This window comes from Biomaibacter acetigenes (assembly GCF_003691585.1).
GTDB lineage: Bacteria > Bacillota > Thermosediminibacteria > Thermosediminibacterales > Tepidanaerobacteraceae > Biomaibacter > Biomaibacter acetigenes.
Genome location: NZ_CP033169.1, coordinates 3332820 through 3357640, shown reverse-complemented (window position 1 = coordinate 3357640; position 24821 = coordinate 3332820). Strand labels below are relative to the sequence as shown.

25 protein-coding genes and 3 tRNA genes are annotated in these 24821 nt (G+C 46.4%); 26 read left to right on the top strand and 2 right to left on the bottom strand.

Going from position 1 to position 24821, the window contains the following annotated elements; translation table 11 throughout:
• The first annotated feature begins 7 nt into the window (after positions 1-7).
• The 15 genes from D2962_RS17115 to D2962_RS17045 all read left to right on the top strand — a co-directional run bounded on the left by D2962_RS17115 (position 8) and on the right by D2962_RS17045 (position 16211).
• Positions 8-1504, top strand: coding sequence for a tripartite tricarboxylate transporter permease (locus tag D2962_RS17115; protein WP_120765103.1), 1497 nt, complete (start codon positions 8-10; stop codon positions 1502-1504).
• A gap of 68 nt (positions 1505-1572) precedes the next feature.
• On the top strand, positions 1573-2301 hold the full coding sequence (locus D2962_RS17110) for a ferredoxin family protein (protein ID WP_120765102.1): 729 nt from the start codon (positions 1573-1575) through the stop codon (positions 2299-2301).
• Between the two features lie 19 nt (positions 2302-2320).
• The gene (locus tag D2962_RS17105) at positions 2321-2947 is read left to right on the top strand and encodes a hypothetical protein (protein WP_120765101.1); all 627 of its coding nucleotides are present in this window, start codon (positions 2321-2323) and stop codon (positions 2945-2947) included.
• 264 nt (positions 2948-3211) lie between these two features.
• Positions 3212-3889 (top strand): GntR family transcriptional regulator, encoded by a 678-nt coding sequence (locus D2962_RS17100; protein WP_120766879.1) that lies wholly within the window; start codon positions 3212-3214, stop codon positions 3887-3889.
• Between the two features lie 182 nt (positions 3890-4071).
• Entirely contained in the window at positions 4072-6006 is a 1935-nt protein-coding gene (locus D2962_RS17095; protein WP_122015673.1) for an aconitate hydratase, read from the top strand.
• 98 nt (positions 6007-6104) lie between these two features.
• Complete coding sequence (locus D2962_RS17090) at positions 6105-6974, top strand: isocitrate lyase/PEP mutase family protein (protein WP_122015672.1); 870 nt, start codon at positions 6105-6107, stop codon at positions 6972-6974.
• A 136-nt stretch (positions 6975-7110) separates the two neighbouring features.
• Positions 7111-8136, top strand: a complete 1026-nt coding sequence (locus D2962_RS17085) for a tripartite tricarboxylate transporter substrate binding protein (RefSeq protein ID WP_122015671.1) — start codon at positions 7111-7113, stop codon at positions 8134-8136.
• A 65-nt stretch (positions 8137-8201) separates the two neighbouring features.
• A complete protein-coding gene (locus tag D2962_RS17080) occupies positions 8202-8672 on the top strand; it encodes a tripartite tricarboxylate transporter TctB family protein (RefSeq protein ID WP_120766883.1) in 471 nt (156 codons plus the stop codon).
• Positions 8673-8688: 16 nt separating this feature from the next.
• Positions 8689-10206 (top strand): tripartite tricarboxylate transporter permease, encoded by a 1518-nt coding sequence (locus D2962_RS17075; RefSeq protein ID WP_122015670.1) that lies wholly within the window; start codon positions 8689-8691, stop codon positions 10204-10206.
• Position 10207: 1 nt separating this feature from the next.
• Complete coding sequence (locus D2962_RS17070; protein ID WP_122015669.1) at positions 10208-11326, top strand: 2-methylaconitate cis-trans isomerase PrpF family protein; 1119 nt, start codon at positions 10208-10210, stop codon at positions 11324-11326.
• A 25-nt stretch (positions 11327-11351) separates the two neighbouring features.
• Complete coding sequence (gene citD, locus D2962_RS17065) at positions 11352-11654, top strand: citrate lyase acyl carrier protein (protein ID WP_120766886.1); 303 nt, start codon at positions 11352-11354, stop codon at positions 11652-11654.
• Positions 11655-11664: 10 nt separating this feature from the next.
• Positions 11665-12507 carry an aldolase/citrate lyase family protein gene (locus D2962_RS17060; protein WP_222927792.1) on the top strand — a complete coding sequence of 281 codons (843 nt, stop codon included), beginning with the start codon at positions 11665-11667 and terminating at the stop codon, positions 12505-12507.
• Positions 12501-14024: a citrate lyase subunit alpha gene (gene citF, locus D2962_RS17055; RefSeq protein ID WP_122015667.1), complete on the top strand. Its 1524-nt coding sequence runs from the start codon at positions 12501-12503 to the stop codon at positions 14022-14024. Before D2962_RS17060 ends, citF begins: the two co-directional genes overlap by 7 nt.
• Positions 14025-14267: 243 nt before the next feature.
• On the top strand, positions 14268-15479 hold the full coding sequence (gene icd, locus D2962_RS17050; RefSeq protein ID WP_122015666.1) for an isocitrate dehydrogenase (NADP(+)): 1212 nt from the start codon (positions 14268-14270) through the stop codon (positions 15477-15479).
• A gap of 213 nt (positions 15480-15692) precedes the next feature.
• The gene (locus tag D2962_RS17045) at positions 15693-16211 is read left to right on the top strand and encodes an AbrB family transcriptional regulator (protein ID WP_120766890.1); all 519 of its coding nucleotides are present in this window, start codon (positions 15693-15695) and stop codon (positions 16209-16211) included.
• 11 nt (positions 16212-16222) lie between these two features.
• Here D2962_RS17045 and D2962_RS17040 read toward each other — a convergent pair whose 3' ends face one another.
• Positions 16223-16411, bottom strand: coding sequence for a hypothetical protein (locus D2962_RS17040; RefSeq protein WP_120766891.1), 189 nt, complete (start codon positions 16409-16411; stop codon positions 16223-16225).
• A 281-nt stretch (positions 16412-16692) separates the two neighbouring features.
• Here D2962_RS17040 and D2962_RS17035 point away from each other — a divergent pair, with 281 nt between their 5' ends.
• The 7 genes from D2962_RS17035 to D2962_RS17005 all read left to right on the top strand — a co-directional run bounded on the left by D2962_RS17035 (position 16693) and on the right by D2962_RS17005 (position 20985).
• The gene (locus D2962_RS17035) at positions 16693-18075 is read left to right on the top strand and encodes an NAD(P)/FAD-dependent oxidoreductase (protein ID WP_120766892.1); all 1383 of its coding nucleotides are present in this window, start codon (positions 16693-16695) and stop codon (positions 18073-18075) included.
• 31 nt (positions 18076-18106) lie between these two features.
• Positions 18107-18913 (top strand): VIT1/CCC1 transporter family protein, encoded by an 807-nt coding sequence (locus D2962_RS17030; protein WP_222927601.1) that lies wholly within the window; start codon positions 18107-18109, stop codon positions 18911-18913.
• 43 nt (positions 18914-18956) lie between these two features.
• The gene (locus D2962_RS17025) at positions 18957-20240 is read left to right on the top strand and encodes an adenylosuccinate synthase (protein WP_120766893.1); all 1284 of its coding nucleotides are present in this window, start codon (positions 18957-18959) and stop codon (positions 20238-20240) included.
• Positions 20241-20254: 14 nt separating this feature from the next.
• A complete protein-coding gene (locus D2962_RS17020) occupies positions 20255-20524 on the top strand; it encodes a YkoF family thiamine/hydroxymethylpyrimidine-binding protein (protein WP_120766894.1) in 270 nt (89 codons plus the stop codon).
• Between the two features lie 43 nt (positions 20525-20567).
• Positions 20568-20643 (top strand) — tRNA-Lys (locus tag D2962_RS17015).
• Positions 20644-20649: 6 nt separating this feature from the next.
• A tRNA-Glu gene (locus tag D2962_RS17010) sits at positions 20650-20724 on the top strand.
• 186 nt (positions 20725-20910) lie between these two features.
• Positions 20911-20985: transfer RNA gene (locus tag D2962_RS17005), tRNA-Gly, on the top strand.
• A 173-nt stretch (positions 20986-21158) separates the two neighbouring features.
• On the opposite strand, the gene D2962_RS17000 is transcribed toward D2962_RS17005, so the two are convergent.
• Positions 21159-22337, bottom strand: coding sequence for an iron-containing alcohol dehydrogenase (locus tag D2962_RS17000; RefSeq protein ID WP_122015665.1), 1179 nt, complete (start codon positions 22335-22337; stop codon positions 21159-21161).
• Positions 22338-22592: 255 nt separating this feature from the next.
• Between D2962_RS17000 and D2962_RS16995 the strand changes: the two genes are divergently transcribed.
• The 4 genes from D2962_RS16995 to D2962_RS18950 all read left to right on the top strand — a co-directional run bounded on the left by D2962_RS16995 (position 22593) and on the right by D2962_RS18950 (position 24810).
• Positions 22593-22988 (top strand): winged helix-turn-helix transcriptional regulator, encoded by a 396-nt coding sequence (locus D2962_RS16995; RefSeq protein ID WP_120766896.1) that lies wholly within the window; start codon positions 22593-22595, stop codon positions 22986-22988.
• Between the two features lie 317 nt (positions 22989-23305).
• Positions 23306-23461 (top strand): hypothetical protein, encoded by a 156-nt coding sequence (locus D2962_RS18960; RefSeq protein ID WP_245984801.1) that lies wholly within the window; start codon positions 23306-23308, stop codon positions 23459-23461.
• Positions 23451-24401: a M1 family metallopeptidase gene (locus tag D2962_RS18955; protein ID WP_245984800.1), complete on the top strand. Its 951-nt coding sequence runs from the start codon at positions 23451-23453 to the stop codon at positions 24399-24401. The genes D2962_RS18960 and D2962_RS18955 overlap by 11 nt, the downstream gene beginning before the upstream one ends.
• Entirely contained in the window at positions 24364-24810 is a 447-nt protein-coding gene (locus D2962_RS18950; RefSeq protein ID WP_245984799.1) for a M1 family aminopeptidase, read from the top strand. Before D2962_RS18955 ends, D2962_RS18950 begins: the two co-directional genes overlap by 38 nt.
• Positions 24811-24821: the final 11 nt, after the last annotated feature.

Genomic DNA, 24821 nt, shown 5'->3' with positions numbered 1-24821 from the left:
CAGTAAAATGGATCTAAGTTTGCTGTTGGAAGGTATAAGAACTATATTTCAGCCATATAACTTTTTAATCACATGCTTTGGCACCGCCATGGGAATTTTATTCGGTGCACTGCCCGGCATAAACGCTTCTATGGGGGTGGCGCTTCTCCTACCTCTCACCTATGGTATGTCACCGGTCGCCGCTATGGCCATGCTTTTAGGGATATACTGTGGGGCCATATATGGAGGCTCCATAACGGCGATACTCATAAATACACCGGGAACTACGGCTGCAGCCTGCACTTCCTTTGATGGCTATAAATTGGCTCGACAGGGGAAGGCCGGCAAAGCCCTGGGAATGGCGGCCATCGCTTCCTACATAGGCGGAACTTTCAGCGTAGTAGTTTTGATGATATTGGCGCCGGTCCTGGCAAAAGTTGCTCTGAGCTTTGGTCCTCCGGAGTACTTTGCTCTGGCGGTTTTTGGACTCAGTATAATTACCAGTCTTGCGGGAGAACATCTGGTGAAAGGGCTTATATCCGGAGCCTTCGGCCTGATGTTGGGGACCATAGGCCTTGACATGATAAATGGGTCACCCAGATATACCTTTAATCAAGTCAATATATACGATGGCATATCGTTCATTCCTGTGCTGATTGGCCTGTTTGCGGTATCCCAGGTTTTTATCAACGCAGAATCACCCTCGGGCCTATCTATAAAAGATGCCAAAATCCTGGGGCTTCTTCCTTCCTTTTCCGAGTTAAAATCAGTGGCAGCCACTATTTTTAGGTCTTCGGCTATAGGCAGCTTTATCGGGATTTTGCCCGGAGCAGGAGCTACCATAGCATCTTTTATCTGTTATAATGAAGCCAAAAGATGGTCAAAACATCCGGAAAAATTCGGCACCGGCATACTGGAAGGAGTTGCTGCACCGGAATCCGGGAATAATGCTGCCACAGGTGGAGCAATGGTTCCGCTACTTTCCCTGGGTATCCCCGGCTCGGAGACAACGGCTGTATTGCTGGGTGCTTTCATGATTCAGGGAATAAATCCCGGGCCCTTACTTTTCAGGGATCATATAGACGTGGCATATGGCATCTTTGCAGGACTTCTGCTGGCCAACCTGGCGTTTCTGATAATGGGGTTGTTCGGAGTAAAAATATTTGTTAGGGTTTTACAGATACCTTATAGGATACTATTGCCGCTAATCATTGCCTTGGCTTTTGTGGGTTCATATTCGGTTAAAAACAATTTATTTGATGTAGGGTTAATGCTGGCCTTTGGCGTGCTAGGATATTTTATGAGAAAACTCCAATTCCCCACGGCACCGGTAGTACTGGCGCTTGTACTTGGTCCCATGGCAGAAGGTTCCCTCAGAAGGGCTATGATCATGTCTCATGGTAGCTGGGCGATTTTTATCCGGAGACCCATAACACTACTGCTTTTGATTTTGACTCTGGTCTCGCTGTTTTTCCCCATTATTCGGGAAAAATTATCAAAAAGAAAGATATCTACTACCATTTAACATAAAACAAAGCCATATATTTTTTTATTAGTTTGGGATACAATATCCGAAAAACAGGAGGAGATAAAATGACCGTAATAAATCAGGAAAAGTGCACCGGATGCGGCACCTGCGTCCCATATTGCCCTCTTGGAGCCATAAGCGTAGTTTCCAAAAAGGCTGTAATTGACCAGACCATATGCCCCAACTGTTATGTTTGTGTAAGAAATAAGGTGTGTCCCTTTGATGCTATTGAAAAACAAGAAATAGATACCTTTATAGGCCAGTTCCAGCATATTATCAGCGACCCGGTGGAAACTACCGAACAGACGGGGGTCCCGGGCAGGGGCACCGAGGAGAGTAAGACCAATGATGTGACCGGTAGAGTTAAAAAAGGAGAAGTCGGCATATGTATAGACATGGGGCGTCCCGGCATAGGATGCCGCCTCAGGGACGTGGAAAAAGTGGCCATGGCAGTGACGTCGGCAGGACTGAAATTGGAGGGGGAGGATACCACTCCACTGGCCATGTTGATGGAAGATAACAGCAAAGGAAAAATCAAAGAAGAGTATCTCGATACAAATGTTCTTTCCATAATCATAGAGGGCAAATGTCCCATGGAAACTTTTCCCGAAATAATCAAAGCTCTGCAAAAAGTAGAAAAGGAAATCGATACAGTATTTTCTCTCGGAGTTATGGTTAGAGTTGACGAAAACGGTTATAGTCCAATTTTGGAGCAAATGGAACAATTGGGGCTACCGAAGCCTTACAGGGGCAAGATAAATGTAGGATTGGGTAGACCGCTGATTACCGAATAAATGAAAAGGAGGATGTATCATGACACACTCACTGCACAGGAGTGGTACTTTAGAATCCTTAAAGGGTGATTATGTCTGGTTTATGTACCAGGCTAAGGGCATAAATGATACAAATATTAAAGAGAAAGCCGAAGAATTCATAGCTGCAGCAGAATTGGTGGGATCTGAAAACTGGGGGGACGTCAAAACCGGTCCTATAGTATCTTATCCAAAGGAATACATAAAACAAAACATCGGAAATAAATCGAGATTGAGGGGCGTTTTTACCAGCAGAAAACAAGTTACGGAATTTTTAAGTATCATAAAGCAGAAAAATCTTGGTACATCTGTGGTCATAAGCGGACTCCTGGATGAGGTGTTGTCCGCATGCAAGGAGGCGGGGGTTACTCCACATACTATAAACTATTCTTTGGGTATATGGGGTAAAAAAGAACTTTTACCCGATGATGACATATTGAGCATAACTACCATGTGCGGCCACCACATGATTTCCCCTAACCTGGTAAAAAAACTTGTCCAGGATGTGAAAAAAGGGAGAATAACGCCCGAAAAGGCCGCCTGGAAGCTTGCAACCTTCTGTCCTTGCGGCATTTTCAACCAGGTGCGGGCAGAAAAATTAATAGACGAGCTAAAAAATAAAAGTTAAACCATAAAAACCCTGTCATGAATGACAGGGTTCATTTTTGTCTAAAAAAACTCTATATACATCATATACATCTAATTTAAAACTATTTTTCATACATCTCTTCGTAATTGTGAAAAAAAGTTTTTGTTAGCTTTGCAGGATTTTAAAATTACATGTAGAATTATATAAATATTACAAAATGTATCCCGGATGCGGGATGCACTATGAAATATTGGAGTGCATGGGTTCACTTAAGACGAGGGATCAACGGGGAGAGGTGAAAAGATGAAAAGTGCCCTTGAATCTTTTAATGTTTCTAGTATTAAACCTATCAGAGATTTGATATATGAGTCCATCCGCCAGGCCATATTTGAGGGAGAGCTTAAACCCGGGGATCGGCTGGTGGAAAAAGAACTGGCAGAAAAGATGCAGGTGAGCAGGACGCCTATCAGGGAAGCTCTGCGAAAGCTTGAGACGGAAGGCCTTATTAAGCATGTTCCACGCAAAGGGGTGGTTGTAAAGGGCTTTACCCCCGATGAGATAATAGAGATATATTCCATACGACAGGCTCTGGAAGCCCTGGCCATAACATATACGGTTAAAAATATCACTGAAGTGGAAATTAAAAAACTCAAGGCTCTGATTGAACGGATGAGTGAGCTGACTGAAGAGGATGACACAGTAAACCTTTTTAATACATCCCAGGAGTTCAATGAAATATTGATTAAATCCTGCAAGATGCCCCGCCTTATAAACCTTATAAACACATACCAGGAATATCTTGAGCGCTTTCGGGTAGTGACTATGGGTAAAAGGGAAAGAAAACTTTCTGCCTTGAAAGACCATAAAGAAATCTTGCAGGCGGTTATCGACAGGGATGCCGCAAAAGCAAAGCAGCTGGTCGAAAATCATCTGCAGGGAGCTCTGGAGGCTTATTTAGAGACATTCAATATCAATAAATAATCGCACATACTCTACCGAAACATTTCCAGCCCTGGCAGCGGGATAAAATAGGGGTCAAAAATAAGAGTAACTATAAATTACGAAGGTATCCCGCATACATTACTGAATATTTATAATTTTAGTGCTCAGTTGTGACTTTATACCAAAATCAAAATTACTTTAAACGAAGAGAGGGAAATAACATGGGTATGAACCTTACTCAAAAAATTATTTTTTCCCATTTGGTTGAGGGCAGTATGATTCCCGGTGAAGAAATTGCCGTGAGGATAGACCAGACCCTCACCCAGGACGCTACCGGGACCATGGCATACCTTGAGTTTGAGGCCATAGGAATTCCCCGGGTAAAGACCGAGCTTTCGGTAAGCTATGTAGACCATAACACCCTCCAGACCGGCTTTGAAAACGCCGATGACCACAGGTTCCTGCAGAGCACTGCCGCAAAGTTCGGGGTACATTTTTCCAGGGCGGGTAACGGCATATGCCATCAGGTGCACCTGGAAAGGTTTGGAGTCCCGGGCAAGACCCTTTTGGGCTCCGACAGCCACACTCCTACCGGCGGGGGCCTGGGAATGCTGGCCATAGGAGCAGGAGGCCTGGATGTGGCCATGGCTATGGCAGGGCATCCATTTTACCTCAACATGCCCAAAGTTGTAAACATAAGGCTTCACGGTAAACTTGCACCGTGGGTGACAGCAAAAGACATTATACTGGAAGTACTAAGACGGCTTTCTGTCAAAGGTGGGGTAGGCAAAATCATGGAGTATAGCGGTGACGGCGTAAAGTCCCTGAGCGTCCCCGAAAGAGCCACCATCACCAACATGGGTGCCGAACTGGGAGCCACATCATCCATTTTTCCCAGTGATGAAATCACAAAGAAATTCCTGGAAGCCCAGGGCAGGGGCCACGTTTTTACTCCCCTTGCCGCTGACCCGGATGCCGAATATGATGAAATAATAGACATAAATCTTGATGAGCTGGAGCCTCTTATTGCCCTGCCTCACAGCCCCGATAATGTTAAAAAGGTTTCGGAAGTGGCAGGACAAAAAGTGGACCAGGTTTTCATAGGAAGCTGCACCAATTCTTCTTATGTAGATTTAATGAAACTCGCCAAAATATTGAAAGGTAAAACCATAGCCCCCAATGTAAGCCTGGTAGTAGCCCCGGGTTCAAAGCAGGTCTTATATATGCTCTCTCAAAACGGAGCTCTGGCGGATATAGTGGCATCGGGAGCCCGGTTGCTGGAATGTGCCTGCGGGCCCTGTGTGGGAGTAGGGCAGGCACCTTCCACCGGAGCCATATCCCTTCGGACCTCCAACCGGAACTTCGAGGGAAGGAGCGGCACCAAAGACGCAAAAGTATACCTTGTAAGCGTAGAGACCGCAGCGGCATCTGCCATCACCGGTATCATAACAGACCCCCGGACCCTGGAAGAACCTATTGTAGTAGAAATGCCTGAAAAATTTGCAATAGATGATCGCATGATTATCCCACCACCTGTAGATGGAAGTAATGCGGAGATTTTGAGAGGGCCGAACATTAAACCTTTGCCTAAAGCGGAACCGCTGCCTGATGAAATAAGAGGCAGGGTGTTGCTCAAGGTTGGGGACAACATAACCACCGACCACATCATGCCCGCCGGGGCGAAGATATTACCCCTGCGCTCCAATATCCCTGCAATTTCAAAGCACTGTTTCGAGGCGGTGGACCCAACCTTCCCGGATAGGGCCGAGAAGGCCGGCGGCGGATTCATAGTGGGCGGAGCAAACTACGGCCAGGGCTCCAGCCGCGAGCATGCGGCACTGGCTCCTCTGTACCTCGGCATCAAGGCTGTTATAGCCAAATCCTTTGCAAGAATACACCGCCAGAACCTTATAAACTTCGGCATATTGCCCCTCGCTTTTGAGGATGAGAGGGATTATGATGAAATAAATCAAGCGACTGCCAGGGATGGAGATGAACTAGTTATCGAAAACGCCCGGGAAGGACTTCTCTCCGATACCATCGAGGTGAAAAACGTAACCCGCGGCAGGACCTTTAAAGTCAAGCATAACCTTTCCGACCGCCAGAAGGAGATCATCCTTTCCGGAGGGTTGCTGAATTTTGCCGGAAAAAAATGAACTGTAACTATTCAGCAGCTCCAAAAACCACTGCACCAGCAAATGAGACTGAATAGTTACAATGAACACATAAACATTTAAGAAAGCGGTGATGACCTATAAAAAAATCGCTGATTTTACGCGAGCGGTTAAAGCAAAAAAGCATAATTGTGGTACCCGGAGCATCGGCAGCCCTTTTTGCACGAGTGATAGAGGAATCCGGTTTTGAAGCCGTATATGCCACCGGAGCGGGTATTTCAAATATGCAGTTTGGTTTTCCGGATTTTGGACTTTTAACCATGACCGAAGTCCTGGAAACAGTAAAAAGGATAAATGATGCCACATCACTTCCGGTCATTGCAGATATAGATAACGGTTATGGCAATGCCATCAACGTATACAGGACAGTAATGGAATTTAGCAAAGCGAGTGTGGCCGCCGTACAGATAGAAGATCAGGAAGCTCCGAAGCGGTGCGGGCATTTTGAGGGGAAAACCCTCATAACCTGCCGAGAGATGGAAAACAAAATAAAAGCCGCCCGGGACGGTTCCATCGATGATGACCTTGTTATAATAGCCAGGACAGACGCGGTGGCAGTGGAAGGAATAGAAGAAGCGCTGGAAAGGGCGAATGCTTATATAGAGGCCGGAGCAGATATGATTTTTGTAGAGGCTTTGCGAAGCAAGGAGGAATTATCCCGCATACCGCCAGCTTTGAAGGTGCCTGCGGTGGCAAATATGGTGGAAGGCGGCAAAACTCCTTTGATCAGTGCAAAAGAACTGGAAGCCATGGGCTACAAAATGGCGCTGTATGCCAACTGCACCTTAAGAGCCGCGGTCAAAGCCGTTTTTAATATCCTGGCGGATTTGAAAAATAATGGCTCAACAAAAGAATCTTTGAGCAGAATAATCTCAATGAAAGAGAGAAATGCCATTACCAGACTTGACGATTTTTATGAAATGGAGAGGAGGTATGGTATAAAAGAATAGTTTTTTGAACTAAGGGTTATGGGGCAAAGAAAAAATGAAAGACAGAGAGCAATTAGGGGGGTGATAAATAGACAGTAACGTATTTGACAGATTTTAAAAAAAGTAAGAAAGAACAGATTGAAAGGGAGGATAACAGATGTCAAGAACAAAAAACCTGATAGCTCTATTGCTGGTAGTATTATTAATTGCAGCGGCCCTGGCCGGTTGCGGCTCAAAACAAGACCAGGGCTCCCCGGCAAAAGAGGAGCAAAAAGCCTGGACACCTTCGGGCACCGTTGAGATAGTGGCTCCTGCAAGCCCCGGCGGCGGATGGGACCTTCTGGCAAGGACCATGCAGAAAACCCTGAGTGAAGACAAAATCGTGGATAAGCCCATTATTATAACAAACAAACCCGGCGGAGGCGGCGCCACCGGCTGGAACTATCTGAAGAGCAAAAAGGGTCAGGGAGAATTTCTGGCGGTAAACTCAAGCCTCTTAATTTTAAATCATCTCCTTGGCAGCAGCGATTTGACATTCAAGGACTTTACACCGCTGGCAAACCTGCAGACCGAATGGGAAGTGGTGGCGGTAAGCGCCGACTCCCCCTACAAGACAGGTAAGGACTTCTTCGAAGCCCTGAAAAAGGATCCTGCTTCGATGCCCATAGGTGTTGGGCCTGCTCTGGGCAACGACGACCACATACAGTTCCTGATGCTGGCAAAAGCTTACGGTATTGACCCCAGTACGATAAAGTTTGTGGTGTACCCGGGAGCCGGCGGCGAGCAGATCCCCGCACTGCTGGGAGGACACATCAAGGCCATCACCATAAGCATGGCTGAGACCCTGGAACAGTATAAAGCCGGAAAGATCCGTATACTGGGCATATCCTCCGACAAGCGCGTAGAAGTAATGCCTGATGTGCCTACATGGAAAGAGCAGGGAATTGATCTGGTGTTTGCTCACTGGCGCGGAGTCATGGGCCCCCCGGATATGACCCCCGAGCAGGTGAAATACTGGAGCGATGCCATCGGAAAGATGGTGCAGCAGGACTCCTGGAAAACAGCCTTAAAAAATATGGGACAGTATGAATACTACATGCCTGCCGATGAGTACAAGGCGTATCTGGAAAAACAGAGTGCGGAATTTGAGAGCCTGTTGAAACAGGTGGGCTTGATAAAATAACTATTCTGGCCTTCAGGGGTAAGCTGTTAAAATCGGCTTATCCCTGAAAACAAGGAGATGATAAAATGACCAAAAATACAATGAGCGGCATAATTTCAATTATTCTCGGCGTCTTTTATCTCATTATGACCCTGCGTATTCCCGTTCTGGCGGTTGGAGACCAGGTGGGACCCAAATTGTTTCCGACAATTGTGGCTGCAATCGCCATTATATGCGGTGTGGGACTGCTGGTGGCCGAAAGTCGCTCCAAAAATAAAAATGAGCAAAAGATTTCATGGGATATCCAGGGGCAAAAAGATGTTTATGTCAGGATTGCTTTAACTATTGTGGCGGGATTGATTTACGGTTTTATACTGGACCCTCTGGGTTATATACTGTCCACTATTATATTCATGCTCATGGTGATGTTTATAATTAACAGTGCCCGGAGGATTTTGGAAAACATAGGTATTTCCGTGGCTTTTTCCGTAATAACATATGTTGTATTTGCCACATTTCTGAAATTAAGCCTGCCTCGCGGCATTTTATCGTTCTAGAAAGAGGTGAGCAGCATTGGATGTAATATTTCAAAATCTAGCACTGGGTTTGAACCAGGCATTGACTCTTAACAATATACTCTGGGTTTTCATCGGAGGCCTTCTGGGAACGGTTATCGGCATGCTGCCGGGGCTTGGGCCTGCCACAGGTGTTGCGGTTCTCATTCCCATCACCTACGGCATGAATCCTGCCACTGCACTGATAACCATGGCCGCAGTATACTATGGCGCCATGTTTGGCGGTTCCAGGGCTTCCATCATGATAAATACTCCCGGCGACGCATCGGCCATAGTAACCTGCTTTGACGGCTACCCAATGACAAAGAACGGGCAGGCCGGAAAAGCGCTGGCCATTTCAGCCATTGCATCATTCATAGGCGGCATGATAGGTGTAGTAATGCTTATATTTTTGACACTGCCTGTGGCAAACGCCGCCCTGAAATTCGGCCCCGCCGAGATGTTTTCGCTGATGCTCTTCGCCCTCACCGCTACGGTGACCCTGTCTCAGGGGAATATCATGAAGGGTTTTATAGCCATGACTATGGGATTTATGCTCAGCAGTATAGGCATCGATCCCCAGACGGGCATTTTGAGGTATACTTTTGGCATCTCAGAACTTCAGGACGGTATAGATTTTCTTGTGGCCATGATCGGCCTTTACGCCGTGGCGGAAGTTTTCAAAAACTATAAAGACATTAATATGCAGTATAAAGTCGATTCCAAAACTATTGGGAGAGTTATGATCTCGAAAGAAGAGCTTAAAAAATGCATCATGCCCATGCTTAGGAGCTCCCCGCTAGGATTTATTGTTGGAGTATTGCCGGGCATGGGAGGCACCATTGCCACCTTCATGGCTTACGCCCTTGAAAAACAGTTGAGCAAGCATCCTGAAAAATTCGGCAAAGGGGCCATAGAGGGAGTGGCGGCGCCTGAAGCCGCAAACAACGCCTGTTCCTGCGGCGCCCTGGTTCCCCTTCTGACACTGGGGATCCCCGGCTCCGGGACTACGGCTGTTATGCTGGGCGCTCTGATGATGCTGGGTGTAAGGCCCGGCCCGATTCTGTTCCAGCAGCATCCCGAAATAGCCTGGGGTGTCATAGCGTCCATGATTGTGGGCAACATCATTCTTATTATAATAAATCTTCCGCTGGTGGTGCCTCTTGTCCAGCTTTTAAGAATACCCCAGAGGCTGATGCTGCCGCTTATACTGGGTCTGGGATTCATGGGGACATATTTCCTGAATTACAGCGCTTTTGATTTCATACTTGTTTCCCTGTTTGGAATCGGCGGATATATCATGTCAAAGCTGGAAATCCCCATACCTCCCATGGTGCTTGCGCTCATACTGGGAAGCACCACGGAACAGTCTTTCAGGAATGCCATGACCATCTCCAACAACAGTATTTCCATCTTCTTTACAAAACCCATATCCCTGGTTTTAATAATACTGGCGGCTCTATCTATTGTATATTCCGTACAGCGGGAAAGAAAAATTGCCCAAAAAACTTCCGCCTCAAGCGTAAGAGGTGTATGATATGCCGAAAAAAATCCGCTGCTGCGTGATGAGGGGCGGCACCAGCAGGGCTCTGTTTTTCCGCAGGGAAGACCTGCCCGGGGCCCCAGAACTCCAGAAGAAAATATTTATACAGGCCATGGGGACACCGGACCCGAAACAGGTGGACGGCCTTGGGGGCACCACATCTTCTACCAGCAAGGTTGCTATCGTCAGCAAATCATCAAGGCCGGGATTTGATGTGGATTATACCTTTGCACAGGTAGGCGTCGATAAACCCATAGTCGAATTCAGCGGGAACTGCGGCAACATATCCTCCGCCGTCGGCCCCTTTGCGGTGGATGAAGGCATGGTAAATCCGAGAGAGCCCATAACCCAAGTAAATATCTATAATACCAATACCGGAAAGAAAATAATGGCGGAGGTTCCGGTAAAAAATGGTTTTTTTCATTCTGCCGGAAATTTCACCATTCCGGGGGTCATTCAAAAGGGGTCAGAGATAAAACTTAGATTTTATCAGCCCGAAGGGGCTATGACGGGGAAATTATTCCCCACCGGCAGTTTTATAGATGATATTGAAGTGGATGGCAGTATATATAATGTAAGCGTCATGGACTGCACAAACCCCTATGTATTCGTGGATGCAAGCCGGTTAGGATTGAAAGGGACCGAACCGCCGGAGGTTCTTAATAGAACTGCTGCATTTAATGTAATGCAGAAAATAAGAAAAATAGTTGGGGAAAAGCTGGGGATTGAAGGTGAGGCCTTTCCAAAAATATGTGCCGTTTCACCTCCATGCAGTCATTTGCTGCGAAATGGTATCGAACTGAGACACGATGAAATCAACATTATATCAAGGGTCATCTCCATGGGTAAAACCCATAAGACAATACCGCTTACCGCAGCCCTCTGTCTGGGGGCGGCCGCAGTTGTAAAGGACAGTATTCCGGGCCAAAATGTTAGAAACCTTTTTGACTCAATAAGCAGGGATAATAAGGTAGTAAAAATCGGACATCCGGAAGGAGTCATTGAAGTAAAAGTAGATTACAGTTATGAAGATACCCACATAAAAATAGAGAGTGTAGCTTGCAGCAGGACTGCAAGAAGAATAATGGAAGGATATATTTTGGTGGATTTATAAAATAGGCTTAGAGGGTGAATAAAAATTGATTTCAAGTCAAGCTGGAACTGACGAAAAAAATGATGTAATTGTAGAGATCCAGCCGCTGGGCAGGGGTGAAGGCATAAAGATAGAGATAAACAGTCCCGTAAAAAAGCAGTTCGGCAGGCAGATAGAGTCTTCCATACTGGATGTGCTTCACAAGCGGGGCATTGAGGATGTAAAGGTAACGGTCCACGATAAAAAAGCCCTGGACTTTGCCATAAGGGCAAGGCTGGAAGCCGCCATCGATAGAGCAGGGGGTGAAGGCGTTGAAGCTTCGCAGAACTCTGCTGTATGTTCCGGGTAACAATCCAAATATGATTCAGGATTCGATGATATACGGGGCCGATACCATATTGATAGACCTCGAAGATTCGGTTTCGGTTTATGAAAAAGATGCGGCAAGGTATCTGGTAAAATACGCATTGAGGACCCTGGATTTCGGAAAATCTGAAGTGGCGGTCAGGATAAACGGCATGGATACCCCCTACTGGAGACACGATATCAGCATGATAATACCGGAAAGGCCTGATATGATAAGGCTTCCCAAAGCGGAATCCGCCGGTGATGTGAAGACCCTTGATGCCGCCATAAGCGACCTGGAAGCTGCTTCAGGCATTAAAGTGGGCACGACAAAAATTATGGTTTCCATAGAAAGTGCCAGGGGTCTCAAAAACGCCTATGATATAGCTGTTGCCAGCCGGCGCATGGTGGCGATAGCCATAGGTGGAGAAGATTTTACAGCTGACCTGGGAGTCAAAAAGACGCGGGAGGGCAACGAATTATTGGTGGCGCGAGGAGAACTGGTACTGGCAGCGAGAGCTGCAGGAGTGGATGCCATTGATTCAGTTTTCTCAGATGTAAATGATGAAGTGGGCTTCAGGATGGAAACAGAAAAGGCCAAAGCCATGGGATTCACCGGAAAATCAGTGATAAATCCCAGGCAGATTCCGATAGTCCACGATGTATTTAAGCCCACTTGTGAGGAAATAGAAGAAGCCTTGAAAATAAAAGAAGCCATAAAAGAGGCCGAAAGTCGGGGGTCTGGAGTCATTTCCCTCAACGGAAAAATGGTAGATAGACCCATAGTAAAACGAGCCGAAAGGACCCTGGAGCTGGCCGAAATGCTGGGCCTCATCAAGGAGGTGGCAGCATGTTAAATGCCGTTGGGCGGGAAATACCCGAAGAGCTGGGAATGCCCTATAAAGGAGAAATGCTGCAGCCTTCAGGAAGAGCGGCCGGGCATCTCATAAAGGCTGCCAGGCCCCATGAGAAAAAAGTGCTTTCAGGCATAAAAGAAGCTATTATTAAAAGCGGTTTAAAAGATGGTATGACCATATCCTTCCACCATCATTTAAGAGAGGGAGACTATTTAGTAAATATGGTGCTGGCAGCCATTGATGAACTGGGTATAAGGGATCTGAAGCTTGCCCCCAGTTCCCTTAATAACTGCCATGAGCCGGTAATCGAATATATTAAAAAAGGAGTTATCACCTCTATAGAAACCAGCGGTCTTCGGGGGAGCCTTGCCCGGGAAGTTTCCGGGGGTATACTTAAAAAGCCTGTCATAATAAGGTCCCATGGAGGCAGGCCCAGAGCCATCGAGTCCGGAGAGCTCCACATTGACGTAGCATTTATCGGAGCGCCGTGTGCCGACACTTACGGAAACCTCAACGGAGTCGATGGGCCCTCTGCTTTCGGTGCCATGGGATATGCCATGGTGGATGCCCGGCATGCCGATTGTGTTATAGCCATTACCGATAACCTGAAAAAATATCCCATCCAGCCTATAAGCATTCCTGCCACGCTGGTAGACTACGTGGTATGTGTGGATTCTATCGGAAATCCCGAGGGTATAATGTCCGGGGCTACGAGGTTTACCAGAAGCCCCAGGGAGCTCTTGATTGCGGAACTTGCCAGCAGGGTTATAATAAATTCCGGAGTTTTTGAAGACGGCTTTTCCATGCAGATGGGTTCCGGCGGAGCAACCCTGGCGGTGATAAGATACCTGAGCAATGCCATGAAGAAGAGAAATATCAAGGCGAGTTACGGTCTGGGGGGCATAACCGGCCCCTATGTACAGCTTCTGGAAGAGGGCCTTGTAGAAAGGTTCCTGGATGTACAGTGCTTTGACCTGAGGGCTGTGGAGTCCCTGAAGAATGACAGAAATCATATCGAAATAGATGCCTCCTACTACGCCAACCCCTTTAACAAAGGGTGTGCCGTCAACAACCTGGATGTGGTGATCTTAAGCGCCCTTGAGGTGGATACGGATTTTAACGTCAACGTCATCACAGGCTCCGACGGCACCATCATGGGCGCCTCCGGCGGTCATTCCGATGCGGCCTATGGCGCGAGGCTCACCATCATAACAACACCTCTCATGAGGGGAAGGCTTCCTATTGTGGTGGATAGGGTGCAGACCGTCATCACACCGGGCAGCAGCATAGATGTGGTGGTGACCGAAAGGGGTATTGCTGTAAATCCCAAAAATAAGGGAATGGAAGAAAGATTAAAAGATGCCGGCCTGCCGATATGTTCTATAGAAGAACTGAAACACAGGGCAGAGAAAATAACGGGCAAACCGGATCCCGTACAGTTTGGAGACAGAATCGTAGGCATAGTGGAATACAGGGACGGCTCCATCATAGATGTGATCCGAAATGTAATCGATTGAGTCAGTGAGTCAGAGGACGGTTCCCTGACTCAATCGAGATAAGACCAACCTTGTCCCCGAGATTGCTTTAATATATGCTCTTTTGACTCAATGAAAGGCAAGGAGAACCTTGCCTTTCACACTAAACTTTAATCAGAATATACGATAAAATTACATTTACTAGATTTGATTATAGAAATATCTTATAATAATTAAATGTATACAATTATACAAAAGAGCACTTGATAAAAAGGAAGTGATTTAATGCCCGAAAAAATTTATGTAAAAGACGGAAAACTCATAATCTCCGACAATCCAATCATTCCCTTCATCGAAGGAGACGGCACCGGGCCTGACATATGGCGGGCCACAAGGAAAGTAGTGGATGCGGCGGTGGAAAAGGCTTACGGGGGCCGGCGCAGTATCGAATGGAAGGAGATACTGGCTGGAGAGAAGGCTTTTCATCTCACAGGTAAGTGGTTGCCCGAAGAAACCGTTGATGCCATTAAGGAACATATCATTGCCATAAAAGGCCCCCTTACCACACCGATAGGAGGGGGGTTCAGAAGCATCAATGTTACACTGAGGCAGGAACTGGACCTTTACGCCTGTGTTAGGCCTGTCAAATGGATCCCCGGTGTCCCAAGTCCGGTAGTCCATCCCGAACACGTGGATGTGGTTATATTTAGAGAAAACACCGAGGATATATATGCTGGCATAGAGTGGGAAGCAGAAAGTGAAGACGCAAAGAAAGCGAGACAATTCTTAAACATCGAGATGTCCTGCAACGTTCCCGAAGATGCGGGCATAGGCGTGAAATATATATCTAAGGCCGCTTCCGAGCGCTTAATGCGCAAGGCTTTAAAATACGCCATCGAGAATGGACGAAAATCTGTCACCATAGTTCATAAAGGGAATATCATGAAATACACCGAGGGAAGTTTTAAAAACTGGTGCTACGCCCTGGCAAAAAGCGAATTTGCAGGCAAAATAGTGACTGAGGAAGAGCTTCCATCATGCGGCAGCAATGTGCCGGAAGGTAAAATTATCGTAAAGGACCGCATATCTGACAACATGTTCCAGCAGCTTCTCCTTCGGCCTTCAGAATATGATGTCATAGTGACTCCCAACTTAAACGGAGATTATCTTTCCGATGCGGCTGCTGCCCAGGTGGGAGGTCTCGGTATGGCCCCCGGGGGAAATATCGGGGACTACATTGCCCTCTTTGAAGCTACCCACGGCACCGCACCCAAATATGCAGGGCTAGACAAGGTGAACCCCGGCTCCCTGATTCTTTCTGCAGTGATGATGCTGGAATATATGGGGTGGAAAGAAGCAGCATCTCTCATTACCGAAGGCCTGGCGAAGGCCATTTCCCAAAAGACCGTTACCTACGACCTGGCCCGGCAGATGGAAGGGGCCAGGGAAGTTACGACTTCTGAGTTTGCCCGGGCAATTATTGAAAGTATAACTTAGTGGAACGTTTTTCTTTTATATTCTTCCCGGCCGCCTGAAAGCCTTACAATGGTAAATAGGGCGGCTTTTGAAATTAAATAATTGAGTTTTAACTTTGTTTTATGTTATAATGACTGCGGCAAAAACCTTTCCCGCCTGCGGAAAGAATGAAGGTTTGCCTCAAAAATACAATAAAAAGTATGTTAAAAAATATTCTTCTAAGGAGTTGCTTTTATGGATAAAGTTATCTTCACCATTACTCTGGCTCTCATTGGTGGCTTTATCGGCAATGAGCTTAAAATCCCGGCGGGCCCTCTTTTAGGTGCCATGACCTTTGTGGGTGCGGCGAATATTTTGGGGGCAAAGCCGGAAATTCCGGAATCTTTCAACACCCTTGCCCAAATAATACTGGGAGGATTTTTAGGCCTTGCCATCACTAAAGAAGTGGTAGCGGGGTTAAAAGATTATATAATCCCGTCTCTACTGGTAGTAGTAATCCTTGCCATATTAGGTGTATTCACAGGTTTTATTGTAAGCAAGCTTACCGGTACAGAGCTTTACACTTCCCTTTTCGGCAGCGTACCAGGTGGCATGCAGGAGATGATAATCCTTTCAGAGTCCTATGATGTGAATCACCCGGCGGTGGTAGTGATCCAGACCGTGCGCCGGGTACTGATTGTAGTGATATATCCTTTACTGGTTTATATGGTATCAAGATATACCGGTAACTCTTTACATCTTTTGGGGAAATAAATAAAGGATACTTATTCTCCGGGGTAGATCATGAGATTGGGCCGGGTGGTGCCGGTGATTTCCTGGGTCGCTATGGCTCTTTTGGTGGCTTTGGTACCTACATTCGGGCCCATTTCTGTTACGATTTCCGTGTCATACCCCAGGTCCTGCGGCTTAATGGCAGATGGATTTGTCTCCACTGCAGTTTTTGTTTTTACCATAAAAAATATACCCTCCTTAAAAAAATTCCGCAAAAGTTCTTTCCCTTGTAGTATTTCAAAATATCAATTCCATATTCACATTCTCATATAAAATTTTCAATACACCGCATATAAAGGGCTAATCTAATGGCATAATACGATATATAACGAACGATTTAATAAAATATAAAAAAATAATACGGTTTTAATATTGACATTGGATACCCACTTTGATAATATAAATATTGCTGCAAAACCGAATTTCTGCAAGACAGGCTATTTCTTTGAAAAGAGGGATTCTTATGCCCCAAAAATATGATGTAATAATCATTGGAGCCGGACCTGCCGGTATTTTTACCGCTCTGGAACTGGTAGACAAGGCACCTGGGTTATCAGTGCTCATTCTGGAAAAGGGGAAGGATATCGAAGGACGGCTTTGCCCCTCAAAGGAGAACAAGGTCCAGTGCCGCCACTGTGACCCATGTTCCATAGTAAATGGTTGGGGCGGGGCCGGAGCCTTCAGCGACGGCAAGCTCACCCTCACCACGGAATTCGGTGGGTGGCTGGATGAATATATTCCAAGAAGTGAAGTGGCAGAACTTATAGGCTATGTTGATAGAATTTTTTTAAGTTTCGGCGCCACTGAAATAGTACATGGCGTGAACAGCCTCAAAGTCAGGGAAATCCAGCAGAAAGCCGCTACAGCAGACTTAAGATTAATTCCCGCCAGAGTAAAACACCTGGGCACTGAAAAGTGCTGGAATATATTAAAAGAAATGCGTAAATTTCTTGATTCAAAAGTTGATATTAAAACTTCCACCAATGCGAAAACCATCCTGGTGGATAACGGACAGGTAAAAGGTATTGTGACGGAAAACGGTGAAGAATTTCATGCAGACTATGTGGTGTCGGTTCCGGGCAGGGAGGGAGCCGAATGGTTTGCAAGAGAAGCTGCCCGGCTTAAACTTGACATGAATATAAATCCGGTGGATATCGGCGTTCGCGTGGAAGTGCCATCGGTAGTGATGGAACACATAACCGATGTGGTCTACGAGTCTAAACTGGTGTATTATTCCAAATCCTTTGATGATAGGGTGAGGACCTTCTGTATGAACCCTTACGGGGAAGTAGTCATAGAAAACAACAGCGGTCTTATCACCGTCAACGGCCACAGCTATGCAGACAGAAAGACCCCAAATACAAATTTTGCGCTGCTGGTAAGCAAAACCTTCACCGAACCCTTTAAAGAACCCATTTCCTACGGCAAATACATTGCTACCCTGGCCAATATGCTGGGCGGCGGTGTGCTGGTGCAGCGCCTGGGAGATCTTTTATCAGGCAGGAGGTCTACGCCGGAGAGAATCAAGAGAGGCCTCGTAGAGCCCACACTAAAGGAGGCCACTCCGGGGGATTTGAGCCTGGTATTTCCTTACAGACATTTGGTAAGCATTCTTGAAATGTTGCAGGCCATGGATAAACTGGCTCCGGGCGTATATTCCAACCATACCCTGCTTTACGGTGTGGAGGTCAAATTTTACTCCGCCAGGCCGCAATTGAGTTCCGCCCTGGAGACTCAGGTTAAAAACCTGTTTGCAGCGGGGGATGGAGCGGGAGTTACCCGGGGCCTGGCTCAGGCATCGGTTTCAGGAGTAATGGTAGCCCGGGAAATTTTAAAGAGGATTTAATAGAATAATATAAAAAAGGGGGGTTTTCCGATTGATTACCAGGAGACTTGATGAAGCCCGGCAGGCGTATAAAAATAGAGATGTACTCGCTTCCATGGCTGCCCATGATCCAACAAAGATTGGAAATGAAGTCTGGCATAAAACCGGCCAGGGGAAATATATCGGTTCCGCCATATACGGTGCCAGCGACGGTATAATTACCACCTTTGCGGTAGTAGCAGGTGTGGCAGGGGCCGGACTTTCAGCGGCGGTGGTACTTATCCTGGGGCTCGCCAACCTTATCGGAGACGGTCTTTCCATGGCCATTGGAGATTTCCTTTCCGGGCGCGCTGAACGAAAATATCAAAAGAGCGAAGAGGAAAGGGAACTCTGGGAAATAGAAAATCATCCCGAAGGAGAACGGGAAGAGATACGGCAGATATATAAAAACAAAGGCCTTGAAGGGGAAACCCTGGAAAATCTTGTTGCTGCCATAACCTCAAACAAATCCCTGTGGATCCATACCATGATGACCGAGGAACTGGGAATATATATAGATGAGGATTCATCACCTTTGAAAAGTGCAGTAGTCACCTTTATATCTTTTGTGGTGGCTGGGTTCATGCCCCTGCTTGCATATGTTCTTTCATCCCATGTGCCCATTTTTGCTGCCAACCAATTTCTGGCGGCAGTGATGATTACCGGCATAACCCTTTTTACCGTCGGAGCAGCCCGGGTTTTCGTAACCGGCGAAAAGTGGTACCTGGGAGGTCTCGAAATGCTGGTTGTGGGAGGTATTTCCGCCAGCGCCGCTTATCTCATAGGATTCCTTCTTAAGGGCATCGCAGGAGCGGCATAATGAAATATTATGACTATTTAATAGACAATAAGGAGTGACTTTAATGGCGGGTGTAGTAGTTATTGGTACCCAGTGGGGCGACGAAGGCAAGGGGCGCATAACCGACTATCTTGCCCAGAGAGCGGATGTGGTGGTGCGCTATCAGGGAGGAAATAATGCAGGCCATACGGTGGAAGTGGGTTCAAAGAGGTACAAGCTGCACCTCATTCCTTCCGGAATATTGCACCCCGGCACTACCTGCATCATAGGCAACGGTGTGGTGGTGGACCCCATAGGACTTATAGAAGAGATAGATTATCTTGAAAAAGAAGGTATTGAGGTGAACGCCCTTCGTATCAGCGACAGGGCTCATGTTATCATGCCCTATCACATGCTGCTGGACGGTCTCACTGAAGAAAAGAAAGGAGCCCATGACCTGGGCACCACCCGCAAGGGCATAGGTCCTGCGTATATAGATAAGGCCGAAAGAATGGGCATACGCATGTGTGACCTGATGGACCCGCAGCTTTTTGAGGAAAAGCTTGATCAGAACCTTGAAACGAAAAACTACCTTCTGGAAAGGGTTTACGGAGTAAAGGGTTTTGAGAAGGGGCCGCTGCTGGAAAACTATCTTAAAGCTGCGGAAAAGATAAAGCCCATGGTGTGTGACACCACAGTCATCATATATGAAGCTGCTAAAGCTGGCAAAAACATACTTTATGAGGGCGCCCAGGGGACGCTCCTCGATGTGGACCTGGGCACATATCCCTATGTTACCTCATCCCACCCGATAGCCGGAGGCGTATGCATCGGCGCCGGCGTAGGCCCGACATTAATAGATAATGTGGTGGGTGTAGTGAAGGCATATACCACCAGGGTTGGAAAAGGTCCATTCCCCACCGAGCTTTTTGACTCTACCGGAGATTACATCAGAGAAAGAGGCGTGGAATACGGTACCACCACCGGCAGGCCCCGCCGCTGCGGATGGCTGGATGCTGTAATTCTAAGGTTTGCGGTGAGGGTCAACGGCCTTTCCCATATAGCCATAACCAAGCTTGACACCCTGGGGGGCCTTGAGAAAGTCAAGATCTGCACCGGGTATGAATACAGGGGACAGATTCTTATGGAATTTCCCGCCAGCCTCCGGGTGCTGGCCGAGTGTAAACCCGTATACGAAGAACTTCCCGGCTGGCCCGAAGACATATCCGGTATCACCGAATACGGCAAACTTCCGCAAAACCTCAGAAACTATGTCGAGAGAATAAAGGAGCTCACCCAAACCGATATATCCTTCGTATCCGTGGGACCGGGAAGGGATCAGGGATTTGAACTTATAAGGATATTCTAGATGGGGCTGATAATATGACGTCGTGCCAGGTATCACTTTATCCTCTGGGGAATCCCGCATATCAGAAGGTCGTGCTGGAGGCCCTGAAAAATTTAAAGACATGCGGCATACAGGTGGATGTAAACCCCATGAGTACCATCCTGATGGGCGAAGACGAAGAAGTGTGGAAAGCCGTAAGGTGTCTTTACGAAACCGGCAGAAAGTCGGGAGATGTGGTGATGGTTGTAACTTTATCCAGCAGGTGCGGTACTGAATGCAAAAAAGATGCAGAAAATATGGGTTGACAGTTTTAATTTTTTATAGTAGTATAATACTTGCGTTTTGTGTGAGCCATTAGCTCAGTCGGCAGAGCACCTGACTTTTAATCAGGGTGTCCCGCGTTCGAGTCGCGGATGGCTCACCATTTTGTGGCCCCGTGGTCAAGTGGTTAAGACATCGCCCTTTCACGGCGGTAACGTGGGTTCGAATCCCGCCGGGGTCACCAATTCGTGAATATAAATGAAAGCGGCATAGAAATTGCAACTATGCCGATATTATTATTCATTACGATGTTAAAAATCGACGAAGAAGACATGTAGAGGCCGGCAGGGCCATAAGCCGGAAATTTTATCTTTACAACCTTGACTTGTATGATTATTTTGCTATAATTAAAATAGTTAAGTTAATATGTGCGGAAGTAGCTCAGTGGTAGAGCATCGGCTTCCCAAGCCGAGGGTCGCGGGTTCGAATCCCGTTTTCCGCTCCAGAGTGAAAAACTTCCCGGTACCTAATAATAAGGTGCCGGGATTTTACTTTATGCGAGTTTATCGCCTTAATTTCTCTTCATCGATGTATATTATGCCGTTGTCTATCAAAAATTCCTCCTGGTCTTTAGTAAATCCATTTCACTGTATATGATATTGCATCCTACTTTATTAATTATTTATATGCATTTGTCATTATTTCTATGGTCTCGTCCAGGGATAGAGAATAGGGATCTGCTTCAAACAATCCGCCCATGGTTTTGCGGGCATTTTCGGCAAGCTCGGGGATATCTTCTTTTTTGATGCCATAGTCGGACATCTTAAGATCCCGTACACCGCAATCTTCCTGAAGCTTGATTAATGCCTTTACAAAAGACATGGGACGATCCTCGGGCGCAAGTGAGTCAACGTCCACGCCCATGGCCCTTGCCATGGCTACGAACCTGTCCGGCACTTTGGATGCGAAGAAAGTGTAATAAGCCTCCGACAGCATGATGAGTCCGGCACCATGGGGAAGCTCCGGATGATAAGCGCTGAGGGCATGTTCCATAGAATGCTCCGAGGTGCAGCTCGATGTGGATTCTACAAACCCGGAAAGGGTATTGGCTAAGGCTACCTGGGTGCGCGCCTCTATATTATTTCCGTCTTTAACACATAATGGCAAATATTTTGCTATCAATTCGATGCTTTTTAGAGCATATGCATCACTGATGGGTGTTGCTATATTTGCGATATAACCTTCCGTGGAGTGGAAGAGTGCATCGAACCCCTGATATGCCGTGAGATGTTTGGGTACGGTCAGCATAAGCTCGGGGTCTACCACAGATAGTGTCGGGAAGGTGTAAGAGTTGCCATAACCGATCTTTTCATTGGTTTCCTCTTTGGTTATGACCGTCCAGGGATCGGCTTCGGTGCCTGTTCCGGCTGTGGTGGTGATGGCAACGATGGGAAGGGCGCCGTTTGCTGCGGGCATTCCCTTGCCCGTTCCGCCGCTTACATAATCCCAGTAATCTCCAGGGTTTTTGGCCATGACGGCAATGCTCTTTGCCGAGTCGATACTGCTGCCGCCGCCGAGGCCTATCACAAAATCACAACCCTGGCTTTTTGCAAGAGCCGCACCTTCCATGACGTGAGATTTGATGGGATTGGGCAGGATCCTGTCAAACAGGACATGCTCTATGCCCTGACGGTCCAGGATTTCTACCAGGCGGTCAAGGTAACCGTTGTTTTTCATAGATTTTCCCGAGGAAATCACTATTAAGGCTTTTTTCCCCGGCAGCGTTTCCTTTGAAAGGTCATTCAGTTTTCCGGGGCCAAATAAGATTTTTGTCGGCATGTGGTAATTAAATCTCATGAAAATACCTCCTGTTGATTTATAGTTTCACTTTCAGCATCTCCCACCGGCGATGGGGTTTTTATGCAAAAAGTTTAACACATTTTGTAGTAACCTAAATTATTATGTGTCACTTTCGGAGGAATGAAAACTAAATATCGTAATGGGAAATTGCCATATTATAGTATAGTATTTACTTTGTACTTTAACAAGAGTGCACTTTATTGATAGATAGTAACATGTATGATACTATATATGTAAAAGTGAGGGATAATTGTGACCGAAAAGAGTAAGAAGACAAAAGAAGCCACATGCGAGATAGAAGTTGCTTTCAGTGTAATAGGCGGCAAATGGAAGCCTTTGATATTATGGTTTCTGGGAGAATGCGGCACTCTCAGGTTCGGTCAGCTTCAGCATTTGATTCCGGATATAACCCACAGAATCCTGACAAAACAGTTAAGAGAACTTGAGATGAATCAACTTATTAAAAGAAAGATTTACCCTGAAGTTCCAATAAGGGTCGAGTATTCCATCACGGATAAGGGCAGAGAGGTCATACCCATCCTTGATATGATGTGTGAGTGGGCCGATAAAAATAATTACTTCGGATACAAGATGAAATATAATCTGTGTGAGCAAAATATGAAAGATGTTTTATCACGATTGTCGTAGGTTTGCATCTTTGATATCCTTATGAACTAACTTACTATTATTTTTTAAAAAAGATATGGTAAAAATTTTACAAAGTTTATTCTTTGCAGAAATCAGGCGAGAATAAAAATAAAATCATGTTAATACAATTAAATAGTCACGTCATCGAATTTTATTTGATTGTTCTAAATCAAGGGCACCGACGATACAGCTTATCGCTGCTTTTATACATCTCATGATTTATGACTTGGTTTTTATACCAAGCTTTTTTGAAACTTCAAACCTCGAAAAATACCCGACAGCAAAGTTTAAAGTTTACTGAAGAAAGGCGGATGCATGTGAATAAAAAAAGGCTGGGAATCGCCGCAATCATACTAATTTTACTGGTGGCTACATATTACGGTTTTTTAAGAGAGCCTTCGGATTTTGAGGAGAGTGCGGCCCGGCGCATAGCAAAAGACTGCCCGAGGGTACATCATCGATGTGGACTTTGACCCTGATGAAAAAAGGATAGAGGGCACCCAGGAGGTAATCATAAAAAATACGGAAATGGTGGAACTTACGGAGCTTTATTTCCACCTGTATCCCAATGCTTTTAAGACACCGGATGCGGCTCCCTTTCCTAAGACCGAGTTTGCATCCGCTTATCCCGACGGCTTTTCTCCGGGATATATAAATATAAAAAAAGTTACGGGGGTCTCGGGACCGCTGGAATATGAAGTGGAAGATACCATATTGAAAGTTGTACTGGATAAGCCTTTAAAGCCCCAGCAGCAGATAAAGCTCACCCTGGAATTTACCGAGGTTATTCCACCCTCCTACGGCCGCTTCGGATACGGCCAAAACACATACAATATCGCCAACTGGTATCCCATCCTGGCGGTATATGATGAAAACGGCTGGAACAAGGACCCTTACTATGCGGTAGGGGACCCCTTTTACAGTGATGTGGGGCTTTATGAAGTAAAGATAAAGGCGCCGAAGGAATATACCATAGCCGCCGGCGGGAGCCTTTCGGATAAAAAGCAGGACGGTGCCTACAACATCTGGACTTTCAAAACCGGGCTTGTTCGGGATTTTGCCTGGGTGGCCGGCAGTAAGTTTCAGACAGCTTCGGATATGGTCGACGGTGTGAAGATTACTTCCTTTTATATGAAGGAAGATGCGGTATATGGCAAGAAGGCATTGGAATATGCAAAAAAAGCCATAAAATTTTACAGTGAATATTTCGCGAAATATCCATATAAAGAATATACCGTGGCGGCATCGGATTTTTACATAGGGGGCATGGAGTATCCCAATCTTGTCATGATAGGCCGCCAATTTTACAATGACGGGGATCTTTTAGAGTATGTGGTGGTCCACGAGACCGCCCACCAGTGGTGGGTACGGCCTTGTGGGCAACAACGAAGTGAAGGAGCCCTGGTTGGATGAGGCCTTGACCGAATATTCCACTGTGCTTTACTATGAAAATGTGTATGGCCGTAAAACCGGCCAGAGGATATATGAAGATTTCATATATAATCCATATAGATTTTATGAGCAAAGCCTGGGACGTCTACCGGGGCCGGTATTGAGACCTCTTGAGGAATTCGGCACCTGGGGGGAATATGATGCCATAGTTTATTCACGGGGAGCTATCATGCTAAAGCAGCTGGAAAGCAGCATAGGTAAAGAAAAGTTCCGTGAGGCGCTGCGCTTCTATTTCAGGCAAAATATCTATAAAAACGCCACCACTGCGGATTTTATAAAAGCTGTAAACAAGGCCACTGGCGCCGACTGGACCGACTATATATACAATAAGATGTTAAAAAACACACAACCTCTGCATAAAGCCGCCTGAGGCGATGTGGG

Bases quoted from the DNA above. Each gene is read 5' to 3' on its own strand.
- D2962_RS17115 (WP_120765103.1), top strand. From the start codon at position 8: ATGGATCTAAGTTTGCTGTTGGAAGGTATAAGAACTATATTTCAGCCA.
- D2962_RS17110 (WP_120765102.1), top strand. From the start codon at position 1,573: ATGACCGTAATAAATCAGGAAAAGTGCACCGGATGCGGCACCTGCGTC.
- D2962_RS17105 (WP_120765101.1), top strand. From the start codon at position 2,321: ATGACACACTCACTGCACAGGAGTGGTACTTTAGAATCCTTAAAGGGT.
- D2962_RS17100 (WP_120766879.1), top strand. From the start codon at position 3,212: ATGAAAAGTGCCCTTGAATCTTTTAATGTTTCTAGTATTAAACCTATC.
- D2962_RS17095 (WP_122015673.1), top strand. From the start codon at position 4,072: ATGGGTATGAACCTTACTCAAAAAATTATTTTTTCCCATTTGGTTGAG.
- D2962_RS17085 (WP_122015671.1), top strand. From the start codon at position 7,111: ATGTCAAGAACAAAAAACCTGATAGCTCTATTGCTGGTAGTATTATTA.
- D2962_RS17080 (WP_120766883.1), top strand. From the start codon at position 8,202: ATGACCAAAAATACAATGAGCGGCATAATTTCAATTATTCTCGGCGTC.
- D2962_RS17070 (WP_122015669.1), top strand. From the start codon at position 10,208: ATGCCGAAAAAAATCCGCTGCTGCGTGATGAGGGGCGGCACCAGCAGG.
- D2962_RS17060 (WP_222927792.1), top strand. From the start codon at position 11,665: ATGATTCAGGATTCGATGATATACGGGGCCGATACCATATTGATAGAC.
- citF (WP_122015667.1), top strand. From the start codon at position 12,501: ATGTTAAATGCCGTTGGGCGGGAAATACCCGAAGAGCTGGGAATGCCC.
- icd (WP_122015666.1), top strand. From the start codon at position 14,268: ATGCCCGAAAAAATTTATGTAAAAGACGGAAAACTCATAATCTCCGAC.
- D2962_RS17045 (WP_120766890.1), top strand. From the start codon at position 15,693: ATGGATAAAGTTATCTTCACCATTACTCTGGCTCTCATTGGTGGCTTT.
- D2962_RS17040 (WP_120766891.1), bottom strand. From the start codon at position 16,411: ATGGTAAAAACAAAAACTGCAGTGGAGACAAATCCATCTGCCATTAAG.
- D2962_RS17035 (WP_120766892.1), top strand. From the start codon at position 16,693: ATGCCCCAAAAATATGATGTAATAATCATTGGAGCCGGACCTGCCGGT.
- D2962_RS17025 (WP_120766893.1), top strand. From the start codon at position 18,957: ATGGCGGGTGTAGTAGTTATTGGTACCCAGTGGGGCGACGAAGGCAAG.
- D2962_RS17020 (WP_120766894.1), top strand. From the start codon at position 20,255: ATGACGTCGTGCCAGGTATCACTTTATCCTCTGGGGAATCCCGCATAT.
- D2962_RS17000 (WP_122015665.1), bottom strand. From the start codon at position 22,337: ATGAGATTTAATTACCACATGCCGACAAAAATCTTATTTGGCCCCGGA.